This is a genomic window from Pseudomonas sp. D3-27 (assembly GCF_051132165.1).
Classification (GTDB): Bacteria; Pseudomonadota; Gammaproteobacteria; order Pseudomonadales; family Pseudomonadaceae; genus Aquipseudomonas.
The window spans coordinates 1,757,174-1,770,308 of record NZ_CP071667.1 but is presented as its reverse complement, the minus strand read 5'-3'; the positions used below and the strand labels follow the sequence as shown (position 1 = coordinate 1,770,308).

Annotated in this window: 16 protein-coding genes; 3 read left to right on the top strand and 13 right to left on the bottom strand. The window is 61.5% G+C overall.

Annotation, left to right across the window (positions count from 1 at the left end; genetic code table 11):
- Positions 1–54: 54 nt before the first annotated feature.
- Together J3P92_RS08325 and J3P92_RS08320 are read left to right on the top strand one after the other, a co-directional pair.
- Positions 55–1,245: an osmoprotectant NAGGN system M42 family peptidase gene (locus J3P92_RS08325; protein ID WP_420767887.1), complete on the top strand. Its 1,191-nt coding sequence runs from the start codon at positions 55–57 to the stop codon at positions 1,243–1,245.
- A gap of 179 nt (positions 1,246–1,424) precedes the next feature.
- Complete coding sequence (locus tag J3P92_RS08320; RefSeq protein WP_024778700.1) at positions 1,425–1,652, top strand: YheU family protein; 228 nt, start codon at positions 1,425–1,427, stop codon at positions 1,650–1,652.
- On the opposite strand, the gene csrA is transcribed toward J3P92_RS08320, so the two are convergent.
- From csrA to J3P92_RS08305, 3 genes are all read right to left on the bottom strand, one after another.
- Positions 1,641–1,841: a carbon storage regulator CsrA gene (gene csrA, locus J3P92_RS08315; protein ID WP_420767888.1), complete on the bottom strand. Its 201-nt coding sequence runs from the start codon at positions 1,839–1,841 to the stop codon at positions 1,641–1,643. The genes J3P92_RS08320 and csrA overlap by 12 nt on opposite strands.
- Before the next feature lie 148 nt (positions 1,842–1,989).
- Positions 1,990–2,322 carry a YnfA family protein gene (locus J3P92_RS08310; RefSeq protein WP_434563038.1) on the bottom strand — a complete coding sequence of 111 codons (333 nt, stop codon included), beginning with the start codon at positions 2,320–2,322 and terminating at the stop codon, positions 1,990–1,992.
- A gap of 57 nt (positions 2,323–2,379) precedes the next feature.
- Positions 2,380–3,195, bottom strand: coding sequence for an SDR family oxidoreductase (locus J3P92_RS08305; protein ID WP_420767890.1), 816 nt, complete (start codon positions 3,193–3,195; stop codon positions 2,380–2,382).
- 288 nt (positions 3,196–3,483) lie between these two features.
- Between J3P92_RS08305 and J3P92_RS08300 the strand changes: the two genes are divergently transcribed.
- Positions 3,484–3,636 carry a DUF3309 family protein gene (locus J3P92_RS08300; RefSeq protein WP_018606531.1) on the top strand — a complete coding sequence of 51 codons (153 nt, stop codon included), beginning with the start codon at positions 3,484–3,486 and terminating at the stop codon, positions 3,634–3,636.
- Between the two features lie 56 nt (positions 3,637–3,692).
- On the opposite strand, the gene J3P92_RS08295 is transcribed toward J3P92_RS08300, so the two are convergent.
- The 10 genes from J3P92_RS08295 to J3P92_RS08250 all read right to left on the bottom strand — a co-directional run bounded on the left by J3P92_RS08295 (position 3,693) and on the right by J3P92_RS08250 (position 13,079).
- Positions 3,693–5,786 (bottom strand): LTA synthase family protein, encoded by a 2,094-nt coding sequence (locus tag J3P92_RS08295; RefSeq protein WP_434650337.1) that lies wholly within the window; start codon positions 5,784–5,786, stop codon positions 3,693–3,695.
- A 272-nt stretch (positions 5,787–6,058) separates the two neighbouring features.
- On the bottom strand, positions 6,059–6,934 hold the full coding sequence (gene speE / locus J3P92_RS08290; RefSeq protein WP_434563036.1) for a polyamine aminopropyltransferase: 876 nt from the start codon (positions 6,932–6,934) through the stop codon (positions 6,059–6,061).
- Between the two features lie 151 nt (positions 6,935–7,085).
- Positions 7,086–7,493 (bottom strand): hypothetical protein, encoded by a 408-nt coding sequence (locus tag J3P92_RS08285; RefSeq protein ID WP_434563034.1) that lies wholly within the window; start codon positions 7,491–7,493, stop codon positions 7,086–7,088.
- Positions 7,494–7,507: 14 nt separating this feature from the next.
- Complete coding sequence (gene ccmI, locus J3P92_RS08280; RefSeq protein WP_434610306.1) at positions 7,508–8,710, bottom strand: c-type cytochrome biogenesis protein CcmI; 1,203 nt, start codon at positions 8,708–8,710, stop codon at positions 7,508–7,510.
- Positions 8,703–9,176, bottom strand: coding sequence for a cytochrome c-type biogenesis protein (locus J3P92_RS08275; RefSeq protein WP_434650335.1), 474 nt, complete (start codon positions 9,174–9,176; stop codon positions 8,703–8,705). The genes ccmI and J3P92_RS08275 overlap by 8 nt, the downstream gene beginning before the upstream one ends.
- Complete coding sequence (locus J3P92_RS08270; protein ID WP_420767896.1) at positions 9,173–9,709, bottom strand: DsbE family thiol:disulfide interchange protein; 537 nt, start codon at positions 9,707–9,709, stop codon at positions 9,173–9,175. Before J3P92_RS08270 ends, J3P92_RS08275 begins: the two co-directional genes overlap by 4 nt.
- Positions 9,706–11,694 (bottom strand): heme lyase CcmF/NrfE family subunit, encoded by a 1,989-nt coding sequence (locus J3P92_RS08265; protein WP_434610304.1) that lies wholly within the window; start codon positions 11,692–11,694, stop codon positions 9,706–9,708. Before J3P92_RS08265 ends, J3P92_RS08270 begins: the two co-directional genes overlap by 4 nt.
- A 4-nt stretch (positions 11,695–11,698) precedes the next feature.
- Positions 11,699–12,154 (bottom strand): cytochrome c maturation protein CcmE, encoded by a 456-nt coding sequence (gene ccmE / locus J3P92_RS08260; RefSeq protein ID WP_434563028.1) that lies wholly within the window; start codon positions 12,152–12,154, stop codon positions 11,699–11,701.
- Positions 12,151–12,327 (bottom strand): heme exporter protein CcmD, encoded by a 177-nt coding sequence (gene ccmD, locus J3P92_RS08255; RefSeq protein WP_007939192.1) that lies wholly within the window; start codon positions 12,325–12,327, stop codon positions 12,151–12,153. Before ccmD ends, ccmE begins: the two co-directional genes overlap by 4 nt.
- On the bottom strand, positions 12,324–13,079 hold the full coding sequence (locus J3P92_RS08250; RefSeq protein ID WP_420767899.1) for a heme ABC transporter permease: 756 nt from the start codon (positions 13,077–13,079) through the stop codon (positions 12,324–12,326). The genes ccmD and J3P92_RS08250 overlap by 4 nt, the downstream gene beginning before the upstream one ends.
- Between the last annotated feature and the right edge of the window lie 56 nt (positions 13,080–13,135).

The following is a 13,135-nucleotide window of genomic DNA, read 5'->3' as shown; positions in this document are numbered from 1 at the left end:
GAGCAAGCTCCCTCGCCACGGGTCTCTCGTTCCAATATTTCGCGAGGAGTTTCCATGATCAGTAAGATTCCCGAACCGAATCTCGAATACCTGCAGAAAGTCTTGCTGGAAATGCTCGCCATTCCCAGCCCTACCGGTTTCACCGACACCATTGTCCGTTACGTCGCCGAGCGCCTCGAAGAGCTGGGCATTCCTTTCGAAATGACCCGGCGCGGTACCATTCGCGCCACCCTCAAGGGCCGCAAAAGCAGCCCCGACCGCGCGGTCTCGGCGCACCTGGACACCATTGGCGCCTCGGTCCGGGCCATCAAGGACAACGGTCGCCTGACACTGGCGCCCGTGGGTTGCTGGTCGAGCCGGTTTGCCGAGGGCAGCCGGGTCAGCCTGTTTACCGATACGGGCGTGATTCGCGGCAGCGTCCTGCCGTTGATGGCGTCCGGTCACGCGTTCAATACCGCCGTGGATGAAATGCCCATCAGTTGGGACCACATCGAACTGCGCCTGGATGCCTACTGCGCCACCCGCGCCGATTGCGAGACCCTGGGCGTGGGCATCGGTGACTACGTGGCCTTCGATCCCTTGCCCGAATTCACCGAAAGCGGCCATATCAGCGCCCGTCACCTGGATGACAAGGCCGGGGTCGCCGCGTTGTTGGCGGCGCTGAAGGCCATCGTCGACAGCGGCGAAGAGCTGCTGATCGATTGCCATCCGCTGTTCACCATCACCGAGGAGACCGGCAGCGGCGCGGCCGCCGCGCTGCCCTGGGACGTCAGTGAGTTCGTCGGGATCGACATCGCACCGGTCGCGCCGGGCCAGCACTCCAGCGAACACGCCGTAAGCGTGGCGATGCAGGATTCCGGCGGCCCTTACGACTACCATCTGTCGCGGCACTTATTGAAACTGGCCAAGGAAAACGAACTGCCGGCGCGCCGTGACCTGTTTCGCTACTACTTCAGTGACGCCCATTCCGCGATCACCGCCGGCCACGACATCCGCACCGCCCTGCTCGCTTTCGGCTGCGACGCCACCCATGGCTACGAACGCACCCACATCGACAGCCTGGCGGCTCTCAGCCGTCTGCTCGGCGCCTACATCCTCAGCCCGCCGGTGTTTGCCAGCGATGCGCAACCGGCCCAGGGTTCACTGGACCGCTTCAGCCATCAGATCGAACACGATGCACAAATGGAAAGCGACACCCGGGTGCCTTCTGTGGACAGCCTGATTGGGCAGCGTTCCGATAGCTGATCCCACATGCTCACTATTCCATCAAGAACACGCTCGCTCCCACGATAGACTTCAATGCACTGAGGCCCTGTGGGAGCGAGCTTGCTCGCGATGAGGCCAGAGCAGACATGAGAAAGCCCGGGCTAGCCGCCACAGCTCATCCGCCGTAGCATCCGCCCAATATTTAGCGGAGCCCTATCATGCTGATCCCCCACGACCAACTCGAAGTCGACACCCTCACCCGCCTGATCGAGGATTTCGTCACCCGTGACGGGACCGACAATGGCGACGACACGCCTTTGGAAACCCGCGTCCTGCGGGTCCGCCAGGCCCTGACCAAAGGCCAGGCAATGATTGTCTTCGATCCGGAAAGCGAACAATGCCAATTGATGCTCAAGCACGACGTGCCCAAGCATCTATTCGATTGAACAGGCCTTGCGTGCCGCCTGGGCCTTTTTTCTCTGGATCTTGTCGTAGATTTCGGAACGATGCACTTCGACGTGTCGAGGCGCCTCCACGCCGAAACGCACGGTGCTGCCGCTGACCGACAGCACGCGCACGGAAATATTGTCACCGATGGAAATCAACTCGCCCACTGCGCGGCTTAATACGAGCATGGTTCTTGTCCTTAAGAGTGTCTGGACCTTGACCATGCCCGGCCTGTTTTCCATGCACAAGATACCGGCGCGAATTCAGTATTCCCCTACACATCGGGATCCTTGTAACTGAAGGAAATGTCCTGCAAAAAACGTTTATCGAAGCCGATCAAGGTCCCGTGAATCGCGGCCCGAAGAGAATTATTCCCGCCCCCATTACACAGAGCGCCACGCCGATCCAGTCGGAAGCCAGCGGCCGCGCGCGCTCGATGACCGCCAGCCAGCCGATGGACGCGACGATATAGATCCCACCATAGGCGGCATAGGCGCGACCGGCATACGTGGCTTCGATACGAGTCAGCAGCAGGGCGAACAATGTCAGGCTGAGTAACGCCGGCGCGATCCACCAGGCGCTCTTGCCCTGGCGCAACCACATCCAGAAGGCATAGCACCCGGCGATTTCAAAGAGCGCGGCAAGGAAAAACCACAGGTAATTGAGCATGGAGCGGTCCATCAGGAGGGCACGAGGCGCTATCCTGATGGATGCCGGGAAGGCAGGTCAACTTGGGGACTGTCGCGCCTTGGCGCGCATTTTGTCTGCCATGGCGGTCATTTCGTCGTAGAGCAGCTGTGGGTTTTTCTGCTTCAACGTCCAGGCCGCGCGCCCCTGTTCGTGGGGCAGGATCATGAACTGGCCCTCGGCAACGTGCTGGTAGATGTAGTCGGCGATGTCAGCGGCACTGATCGGCGAGCTCTCCAGCAATTTACCGACTTGGGCTTTCATGGCGGGAGTCGGCCCGCGGAACGAGTCCAGCAGGTTGGTCTGGAAGAACGACGGGCAGACCACGTGCACACCGATTTCCTGCTGCGCCAGTTCAATCAGCAGGCTTTCCGACAACGCCACCACGCCGGCCTTGGCCACGTTGTAGTTGCTCATGGCGGGGCCTTGCATCAGGGCCGCCATGGAGGCGATGTTGATGATTTTGCCACGGCTTTTCTCCAGCAGTGGCAGGAACGCCTTGCAGCCCTTGACCACTCCCATCAGGTTGATCGCGATCTGCCAGTCCCAATCCTCGAGGGACAGTTCGCTGAAGAATCCACCCGACGCCACGCCAGCGTTGTTGACGATGATGTCGATGCCGCCAAGTTTTTCTTCGCAAGCCTGGGCAAACGCGGTGAGCTGGCTGTAGTCACGCACGTCGCAACGTTGCACAAAGCCGTCGCCGCCCGCTTCGCGAACCAGCCTGAGGGTTTCCTGCAGGCCCGGTTCACTGACGTCAGACAAGGCCAGGCGCCAGCCTTCGCGGGCCCAGCGCAGCGCGATTTCGCGACCCAGGCCAGAGCCAGCACCGGTGATCATCATGCGATTTTGCATAGGGAAACAGCCTTGTTGTTCCGGGAGAGATGGGCCGAGTGTAGCGAAGGAGCCGGCCCGACCCACGTTCCATCATCTTGCTGAATGGCGAGGGCAAACCATGACAGTTGATGGGTTTGAAACCTTGGCAAGAGATGGCGTCAACCCGCGCGCAATGGCGACGACAAAAAAATTTGAATTTTTTACAGGACGTTACGGTCGGAGTTTATAAGCCGCCCGGATTTAATGCATGCGCGCTGGCAGTTGAAAGTTTCATCACTCCAGAACTGACCAATAAGGAAATCAACAATGGGCACTATACTTATCATCATCCTGATCCTCCTGCTGATCGGTGGCCTTCCGGTCTTCCCGCACTCCAGAAGTTGGGGTTACGGCCCGTCCGGTATCATCGGCGTAGTATTGGTGGTGCTGTTGATCCTGCTGTTACTTGGCAAGATATAGATCCCCAAGCGCAAAAAAAAAGAGGCCTTCAAGGCCTCTTTTTTATTCACCGGTTATCAGTCCGGCTTGCCGTCGATAACGCCGGCGGTGTTATCCAACAAACTCTTTGTCGCGGTTTGCAGGAACGATTCAAGCTTGAGTTTCATCTCGGCAGTTTCCGGTGCATCGGGAATGACTTCTGCCCGCGGGTTCGCACCGAGTTCATAGCGATACATCTTGGGCGCCATTTCTTTCTCTTTTGGCAGCACCAGGATCTTGTCGTCGCGAATGATCGCCGTGGTCTGCTCGCTACCGGACGGCTTGATCACGCCGAAACCGGTATCGCCTTGCGGCAGGTTCAGCAGGTCACGGCCCCAACATTGATTGCGCACTTCCCCGCCGAGGCGGCCCATGATGGTCGGGACGATATCGACCTGGGTGCCCACGGTGTGATTGCGCTGGCCAAACTTCTCCTGCACGCCCGGTCCGATCAGCAGCATCGGCACGTTGAAGCGGCCCAGGTCCATTTCGGTGATCTGGCGCTCGTTGCCGAAACCATGGTCGCCGACCACCACGAACAGGGTTTCCTTGAAGTAAGGCTCTTTGCGGGCCTTCTCGAAGAACTGGCCCAGCGCCCAATCGGAGTAACGCATGGCGGTCAGGTGTTCGTTCAGGCTGCCACGGTCAGTCACGCGCTCCACCGGCAACGGCGTTGGCAGGGCGTAGGGCGTGTGGTTGGACAGGGTTTGCAACAACGCATAGAACGGCTTGCCATTCTCCCGTGCCTTGAGCTCGATCAGGCCACGGTCGAACATGTCCTGGTCCGACACGCCCCAGGTCGGATCGGAGAACACTGGGTTCACGAAGTCGTTACGGCCAATGAACGTGGTCATGCCCTGGCTGCTGAAGAAGCCCGACTGGTTGTCCCAGGCGAAGTCGCCGTTATAGACATACACGTCGTCATATTCACGGGCGCTGAGCAGCTGCGGCAAGCCCGACAGCTTGTGACTGCCTTCCGGCGTCTGCATCAGGTATTCGAAACCTGGCAGGTTCGGGAAGCAGGCCATGGTGGCGAACATACCCTGGTGGGTGTGCGTGCCATTGGAGAAGAAGCGGTCGAACAGCAGGCCCTCCTTGGACAGCTTGTCCAGGTAAGGCGTGATGTTGCCCGGCGCGCCAAGGGCGCCCACGGAATGACCGGCCATGCTTTCCATCAGGATCACGACGACGTTCTTGATCGGCAGCGTCTTGTCGGCAGGCGGCGTGTAGTCGCGACGCACGGCGGCCGTCTCGGCCTCCACCAGCTTGTCGTCGGCCATCACCAGCATGTCGCGCACGGTCTGCTGCGCCAGCGGCTGCTCAAGAGTGGCTTTCCAGATGTTGTCACGGTCTTCGGACATCCGGCTCTTCGCCGCTGCCACCAGCGACAGCGTGCCGTTGAGACCCAACTGGTTGGCGAAGTTGGAATCAGTGGTGTAGACGTCACCCCAACGCAGCGGTGGCCCTTGGCGCAGGGTGCCACGCGCAGCGGCCACGGCCACCAGCAGGCAAACCAGGAACACGGCGACACGGCCATACCACGGCGCGATCTGGCGCGTGCCGATGCTGCCGCCACTGAAAGGCCCACGCGGCCGTGTGGCACGATCGGCGCCCTTGAACGCCAGGCTCAGGATGATGGTGCCGCCCACCCAGGCCAGCAGGTAACGAACCACGGGAAAACCATACCAGAGCATGCTCGCCACGGTTTTGGGGTCTTCCTTCACGTACTGGAAGACCAGGCCGTTGAGGCGCTGGTGAAACTCACGGTAGAAGTCCATCTCCATCAAGCCCAGGAACAGCGCGATGCTGGAGGTGACCGTCAGCCAGAAACGAAAGAACCCACGTGCCGCCATGGCCCGCGCGCTGAACAATGCCAGCAGCAGCGGAATGCAGAGATAGACGACCAGACGCAAGTCGAAACGCAGCCCGTTGATAAAAGCTTCCACGAAGGTCGAGGCTGGGGTATCGAGGATCATCTGGCGGTTGTAGACCAGCAGCGCCACGCGCAGCAGGCTGAGCATGATCATCATCACCAGGGCACAGAGCAGCGTGTAGGCCAGGTGCGATTTGACGGTCGGTTGCAGCAGGCGATGCGTGGTGCGCTGCTGACTCAGGGCGTCCGGGATTGCCATGTCGTTTTAGGACCTATTGGAAGTGGGGTCGAAAGTAGGAACAACAGCGCGCCCTCTGTTGAGCCATTCAAGGCCGGGGCTTGCGCGAAAGCGCAAATCTTGCACGAACGGTCATGGCATTGCCATTAATAACCGCCGCAATAAAAGCGCGTGGGATTGTCTGCAAGGTTTCGTGAAAATTTTGTTGATTGAATATTTGGCAACACAAAAGGGCCAGCGCCTAGTGGCGAGGGAGCTTGCTCTCTCGCCACAGGAGCAGACTGTCGCTGACGTCAGTCGTTGCTCGGCTTGTTGATCGCCTGCAGCACGTATTGCGGCATGGCGAACGCACCGATATGAATCTCGGGGTTGTAGTAGCGCGTCACGATACCGCTGCCGGTAAAGCGCTCGCGCAGGGTTTCGCGGGAGAGCTTGCGGTAAGCGGCGTTGGTCGAACCCCAGGCAAAGGTCATGGCGCCGCCGATATAGGTCGGCACGGCGGCCTGGTAGAAATGCCAGTCGGCGAACAGGCCGTGCAAGCGCCCGGCGGTGGTCTGGACTTCGCCCAACTGCATGAACGGCGTGCCGTTCTGAGTGACCAGGATCCCGCCTTCATTGAGGCAGCGGTGGCATGCCTGGTAGAAGTTCTCCGAGAACAGTACTTCGCCCGGACCGATCGGGTCGGTGGAGTCGGAAATGATGACGTCGAATTTTTCCTGGGTCGTGGCAACGAAACGCATGCCATCGTCAATCACCAGGTTCAGGCGCGGGTCGTCATAGGCGCCCTTGGAATGGTTCGGCAAAAACTCCTTGCACATGTCCACCACCGTGCCGTCGATCTCCACCATGGTGATGTGCTCGATGCCCACATGCTTGGTCACTTCCCGCAGCATGCCGCCGTCACCACCGCCAATGATCAGCACGCGCTTGACCGCGCCATGGGCCAGGATCGGCACGTGGGTCAACATCTCGTGGTAGATATATTCATCGGCTTCGGTGGTCTGGATCACGCCGTCCAGGGCCATGACCCGGCCCATGCGCGGGTTTTCGAAAATCACCAGGTGCTGGTGCTCGGTGCGCACTTCATGCAGCAGCTTGTCCATGCGAAAACGCTGGCCATAGCCTTCGTAGAGGGTTTCAAGGTAATCGCCGGTCGGGGTGGTCGTCATGGTCAGGTGCTCCGATAAATACGCGGTTGGCCAGTGAGGCTCGCAAAGGCGCGCATTCTACGACGCTGGGGATGACAGGTCGAACCTTCAACTGTCTGACGACACAACGCAGCCTTTGTGGCGAGGGAGCAAGCTCCCCCACCATGGTTTTTTAGTTGAATTTGCGTCCGAGCCCAGCCGGCACGCCTTCGATGGTGGTGTCTTCCCACGGCCCGTTCGGGCTGACGGAACGGCTCCATCCATTGTTCCAGCGATAGTAGGTGCGCTGGCGGTAGAAGGTATTGGTCTGATCATCCAGCACATAGACCCCGAGCTTGGCATCCCAATGGCTGTTGCCGCCGGGTGGGGGCGCGAAACTGGCGGAGGTACGCGGCACTGGCTTGGCCGGTTTGTTCGGGGTCACCGGTTTGCCGGGGGCGGTCGACGGTGCTGGCTTGGTGGTCGGTGTCGACGGCGGTATGGGCGGCAGCGGCGCCGAAGGTTCGGGCGGACGCTGGACCGCACAAGCGCTCAGGCCCAGGACGAGCGTGAGCAGTGTGATACGAGCGATGGCGGTCATGGGGCGAGTTCCTGTCATTGGTCCGGACTGTCGATGGTCAATTGCTGCGGTGCGGTGGTACTGCTCGCCAAGGGCTGGCTGCGACCGATCCACTCGCCGGCGGTCGGTTGACCGGCCCGGGATATACGCGCCACCAGTTGGACTTCGGGGAAGTTCGACAGTTTCAGCTGCGGCATCATTGCGTCCGCGTCGCCCAACTCGACGCTGGCGGGCAGGTCGGCGACGGTCAGGCGCTTGGCCGCCAGCGGCGCCGGCGGCCCGGAAACGGCGCGGGCAAAAATGAACACGCTGTCGCCCGGCTGCACCTTCGCCTTGAGCGCCGGAGCCAGGTCGACGCGAACCTTGAGCAGTGCCACGGCCTTGGCCGTCGGCGCCTGGGCGAGCTTGCCTCCACTGGCCTGGAGCTTCTCGGTGGCCCGGGTAATGCCGCCCTGCAACGCTTCGCGGGATCTATCGCCTTCAGGCAATTGCGCCAGCAAGCGTTCCCAATAATCGATCGCTTCCTGATAACGCTCGCCTTCAAACGCGGCGATGCCCAACAGGCCAAGGCTGGTCACTTCCTTGGGGTCGAGCTTCAGCGCTTCGTCGGTCAGGGCCTGGACTTTATCCGACCATTTCTTGCCATCGGCAAAGTACTGCGCCTGCGCCCATTGGCCCAACAGCTCCGGTTGGCGACCCGCGACCGCCACGGTGCGTTCGAAAATCTTCGCCGCGTCCGCCGGCCGATCCTGCGCCATGTAGGTCCGACCGAGGAAATACAAGCCCTCGGCGGAATCCGGTTGTGCCGCCACCGCGCGCTCCAGGCGCAGGGTCATCTCCTCCATGGACTGCGGCGCCTGGGCGAATTCGCGGGTCAGTTCGACTTTGTCGATGGCGCCGAAATGCAGGTACAACGCCAGGCCCAACACCGGCACCAGCACAGCGGCGAGAAGCGGCAACGGTTTGCCCAGGCGGGATTCACGCGGCGCATCGGCGCCTTCGGTATCAGCCAGCAATTCTCGGGCGGCCTCGGCGCGCCCGGTGTCCAGTTGGGACGCGTTGAGCACGCCCTCTTCCCGCTCGGCCTGCAGTTCGGCAACCCGTTCCTGATACAGCGCCACGTTCAGCGCGGTGCGATCTTCTTCCAATTGGGCGCGACGGCCACGTAACACGGGGATCAACAGAAAACTCAGGGCGACCAGGAGAAGCAGACCTGCGGCGAGCCAGAAATCAATCATGCTTGGTTTTATCCAACAGTTGGTCGAGGCGCTGGCGCTCTTCGACAGAAAGCGTATCCGGGGCGGCGCTGCGCTGCACCCGACGGCGGCGCACGATCACCGCGATCACCACGAAACCACCCAGCAGCAGCCCGGCGGGGCCGAACCATAGCAGCGCGGTCTTGGAAGACAGGGCTGGGTTGTAGCGCACGAACTCACCGTAGCGATCCACCATGAAATCGATGATTTGCTGGTTGTCCTTGCCCTCGCCGAGCATCCGGAAGATTTCCTTGCGCAAATCGGTCGCGATCGGCGCGTTGGAATCGGCGATGTCCTGATTCTGACATTTGGGGCAGCGCAACTCCTTGGTCAGCTCGCGAAACCGCTCGCGCTCGGCGTCATTGGCAAATTCATAGGTATCGATGGCGGCATGGGTCACACCCGACAGACTCAAGCCGAGGACCGCAGCGGCTAACCAGCGCTTCATGGCTTGGCCTCATCCACCAGGGCCTGGTATTTGCCAGCCAGTTTTTCGCGCCAGACCTGTTCGTCGATCACACCGACGAACTTGTCGCGGATGATGCCCTTGGCGTCGATGAAGAAGGTTTCCGGCGCGCCGTACACACCCAGGTTCAGGCCGAGGGTGCCCTCCTCGTCGCGTATATCGAGCTGATATGGGTTGTGGAATTCAGCCAGCCATTTCAAGGCGTCGGCGTTGACGTCCTTGTAGTTGACGCCGTAGATCACCACGCCATTCTGGGCCAGCTTGTTCAACACCGGATGCTCGACCCGGCAGGAAATGCACCAGGTACCCCACACGTTGACCAACGCCGGCTTGCCCTGCAGGTCGGCGTGGGTCAGGGTCCTGTCGCCTTGTACCGAGGGCAGGGAAAACTCCGGGAACGGCTTGCCGATCAGCGCCGAGGGCAACTCCGACGGATTCAAGAACAGCCCCCGGTAGAGGAACACCGCAACCATCAGGAACAGCGCCAGCGGCAATACCATCAACCAACGTTTCATGCAGTGGCTCCTGTCACGCCCAGCGCTTCACGCACCCGGGTCTTCACTTTGACGCGATAACGACGATCCAGCGCCGCCAGGACTCCGCCCAGGCCGGTCAGCAAGCCACCGAACCAGATCCAGCGCACGAACGGCTTGACGTGGACGCGCACCGCCCAGGCGCCATCGCCCAGGGATTCGCCCAGCGCGACATAGAGATCACGGGTGAAACCAGCATCGATCCCGGCTTCGGTCATCACCGAGTTCTGCACGGTGTAGAGGCGTTTCTCCGGGTGCAGCACGGTAATTTCCTGGCCGTTGCGAAGGACCCGCACGGTGCCCTTGTCGGAGGTGAAGTTAGGCCCTTCGAAATGCTTGGCGCCCTCGAAGACGAACTGGTAGCCACCCAGGTCCATGGATTCGCCCGGCGACAGGCGCAGGTCACGTTCGGCACTGTTCTGGCTGGACAGCACCACGCCCAGGGCGCAAACGGCGATGCCCAGGTGGGCGAGTTGCATGCCCCAATAACTGCGGGTCAGGGTCGGCAGGCCCTTGATCAGGCCTTTGTGACGGGTCTTGTCGAAGATGTCCCGAACGCCGGCCAGCAATACCCAGGCGGCCAGGACGAAGGTCGCCAGCACGGCCCAGTTGAAGTCGCCGTAGGCGATCCCGGCCACCACGGCCAGGGCAGCCGTGCCCAACAGCACCGGTGTCAGCATGCCCATCAGCCATTTGACCGGCGTGTCTTTCCAGCGCACCAGCACGCCGACGGCCATCACCACCATGAGGATCGCCATCAGCGGTATGAACAATGCGTTGAAATACGGCGGGCCAACCGACAGCTTGGCGCCGGACAACGCATCGAGCACCAGCGGGTACAGCGTGCCCAGCAGGATCATCGACGCCGCCACCACCAGCACCAGGTTGTTGCCCAACAGCAGGGTTTCCCGGGACCAGAGGTTGAAGCCGACCTGGCTCTTGACCACCGGCGCGCGCAGGGCGAACAGCGTCAGCGAACCGCCGACCACGACCATCAGGAACATCAGGATGAACACGCCACGCTCCGGGTCCGAGGCGAAGGCATGCACCGACGTCAGCACGCCGGAACGCACGAGGAAGGTTCCCAGCAGGCTCAAGGAGAATGCCGCGATGGCCAGCAGGACCGTCCAGCTCTTGAATACCCCGCGCTTTTCCGTGACCGCTAGGGAATGGATCAGGGCCGTGCCGACGAGCCATGGCATGAACGAGGCGTTTTCCACCGGGTCCCAGAACCACCAGCCGCCCCAGCCGAGTTCATAGTAGGCCCACCACGAGCCGAGGGTGATGCCGATGCCGAGAAAGGCCCAGGCAACAATGGTCCATGGGCGCGACCAGCGAGCCCAAGCGGCATCGAGGCGACCACCGAGCAACGCGGCGATGGCAAACGCGAAGGCCACGGAAAAACCGACGTACCCCATGTACAGCATCGGCGGATGGACAATCAGGCCTATGTCCTGGAGCAACGGGTTCAGGTCGCGACCGTCGGTCGGCACCTGGGGCAGGATGCGCTCGAACGGGTTGGACGTGACGATCAAAAACAGCAGGAAACCGGTGCTGATGATGCCCATCACCGCCAATACCCGGGCCAGCATCACCTGGGGCAATTGCCGAGAGAACACCGACACGGCAAAGGTCCACCCGGCGAGGATCAAGGCCCAGAGCAACAACGAACCTTCGTGGGCGCCCCACACCGCGCTGAACTTGTAGTACCAGGGCAAGGCGCTGTTGGAGTTGCTGGCGACGTACTCAACGGAAAAGTCGTCGGCCATGAACGCGTAGGTCAGGCAGGCGAAGGCAAACAGCATGAACGCGAACTGTCCCCATGCCGCTGGCTGGGCGAGGCTCATCCACAGACGGTCACCACGCCAGGCGCCGAGCAATGGAACCACGGCCTGCACCAGGGAGAAACACAGGGCCAGGATCATCGCCAGATGGCCCAGCTCGGGGATGAAGATACCGGTGGTCATCTTATCAACCCTCCTTCGCGGGCGCGGGCGCCGATTGGCCGCTGTCTTTCAGGGCCTTGGTCACTTCCGGCGGCATGTACTTCTCGTCGTGCTTGGCCAGCACTTCGTCGGCCACCACCACGCCGTCTGCATTGAGCTTGCCCAGGGCGACGATGCCCTGCCCTTCGCGGAACAGGTCAGGGAGAATGCCGCGGTAGGTGATGGTCACGGTCTTGTTGAAGTCGGTGACGTTGAACCTCACGTCCAGCGAATCGCCGGAACGCACCAGCGACCCCTGCTCCACCATGCCGCCGGCGCGGATGCGAGTGTCCTTGGGCGCCTCTCCGCTGGCAATCTGCGTCGGGGTATAGAACAGGTTGATGTTCTGCTGCAGGGCGCTCAGGGCCAGGCCGACCGCCGCGCCGACGCCGACCAGGATCGCCAGAATGATGACAAGACGTTTTTTGCGCAGCGGATTCACTGACCATTCTCCCGGCGCAGACGACGCGCCTCTTGTTGCAGATACCGCTTGCGGGCCAGGATCGGCGCCGCCACGTTGAGAGCCAGCACCGCCAGGCAAATGCCGTAGGCTGACCAGACATACAAGCCGTGATGGCCCATGGCGAGGAAATCGCCGAATGACGCGAAACTCATCGAGCGGCCTCCAGGCTGTTCTGTACTTCGGCTTTCACCCAGCTGGCCCGGGACTCACGCTTGAGCACTTCCAGGCGCATGCGCAGCAGCAGCACCGCGCCGAAGAAGCAATAGAACCCCAGCGCGGTCAGCAACAGCGGCAGCCACATCTCCACCGGCATCGCCGGTTTTTCGGTGAGGGTGAAGGTCGCGCCCTGGTGCAGGGTGTTCCACCACTCCACCGAGTACTTGATGATCGGAATGTTGATCACCCCGACGATCGCCAGCACCGCGCAGGCCTTGGCGGCGCTGTCACGATTACTGATGGCGTTGCCCAGCGCAATAAGACCGAAGTACAGGAACAGCAGGATCAGCATCGACGTCAGTCGTGCATCCCAGACCCACCACGAACCCCAGGTCGGCTTGCCCCAGATGGCCCCGGTGACCAGCGCCACGGCGGTCATCCAGGCGCCGATGGGCGCGGCGCATTGCAGGGCTACGTCGGCCAGTTTCATTTTCCACACCAGCCCGACCACGCCGCATACCGCCAGCATCACGTAGATCGACTGGGCCAGCATCGCCGTCGGGACATGGATATAGATAATGCGGAAGCTGTTGCCTTGCTGATAGTCCGGCGGCGCGAACGCCAAGCCCCAGACCACGCCGATGCCGATCAGCAACAGGGCGGCGATGCTCAACCAGGGCAGCATTTTGCCACTGATGCCGTAGAACCACTTGGGTGAGCCGAGCTTGTGAAACCAGGTCCAGTTCATTGCAGATTCCATCACGGTTGCGGCTCGCTATCGCGAACCGCTGGGGCGGCCTTTAC

Excerpts from the sequence above, each read along its gene's own strand:
- J3P92_RS08305 (WP_420767890.1), bottom strand. The coding sequence starts at position 3,195 with ATGCAAAATCGCATGATGATCACCGGTGCTGGCTCTGGCCTGGGTCGC.
- J3P92_RS08325 (WP_420767887.1), top strand. The coding sequence starts at position 55 with ATGATCAGTAAGATTCCCGAACCGAATCTCGAATACCTGCAGAAAGTC.
- ccmD (WP_007939192.1), bottom strand. The coding sequence starts at position 12,327 with ATGAGTTTCGCGTCATTCGGCGATTTCCTCGCCATGGGCCATCACGGC.
- J3P92_RS08295 (WP_434650337.1), bottom strand. The coding sequence starts at position 5,786 with ATGGCAATCCCGGACGCCCTGAGTCAGCAGCGCACCACGCATCGCCTG.
- J3P92_RS08270 (WP_420767896.1), bottom strand. The coding sequence starts at position 9,709 with ATGAAACGTTGGTTGATGGTATTGCCGCTGGCGCTGTTCCTGATGGTT.
- J3P92_RS08275 (WP_434650335.1), bottom strand. The coding sequence starts at position 9,176 with ATGAAGCGCTGGTTAGCCGCTGCGGTCCTCGGCTTGAGTCTGTCGGGT.
- J3P92_RS08250 (WP_420767899.1), bottom strand. The coding sequence starts at position 13,079 with ATGAACTGGACCTGGTTTCACAAGCTCGGCTCACCCAAGTGGTTCTAC.
- J3P92_RS08300 (WP_018606531.1), top strand. The coding sequence starts at position 3,484 with ATGGGCACTATACTTATCATCATCCTGATCCTCCTGCTGATCGGTGGC.
- J3P92_RS08320 (WP_024778700.1), top strand. The coding sequence starts at position 1,425 with ATGCTGATCCCCCACGACCAACTCGAAGTCGACACCCTCACCCGCCTG.
- J3P92_RS08285 (WP_434563034.1), bottom strand. The coding sequence starts at position 7,493 with ATGACCGCCATCGCTCGTATCACACTGCTCACGCTCGTCCTGGGCCTG.
- speE (WP_434563036.1), bottom strand. The coding sequence starts at position 6,934 with ATGACGACCACCCCGACCGGCGATTACCTTGAAACCCTCTACGAAGGC.
- csrA (WP_420767888.1), bottom strand. The coding sequence starts at position 1,841 with ATGCTCGTATTAAGCCGCGCAGTGGGCGAGTTGATTTCCATCGGTGAC.
- J3P92_RS08265 (WP_434610304.1), bottom strand. The coding sequence starts at position 11,694 with ATGACCACCGGTATCTTCATCCCCGAGCTGGGCCATCTGGCGATGATC.
- J3P92_RS08310 (WP_434563038.1), bottom strand. The coding sequence starts at position 2,322 with ATGCTCAATTACCTGTGGTTTTTCCTTGCCGCGCTCTTTGAAATCGCC.
- ccmI (WP_434610306.1), bottom strand. The coding sequence starts at position 8,710 with ATGATTGATTTCTGGCTCGCCGCAGGTCTGCTTCTCCTGGTCGCCCTG.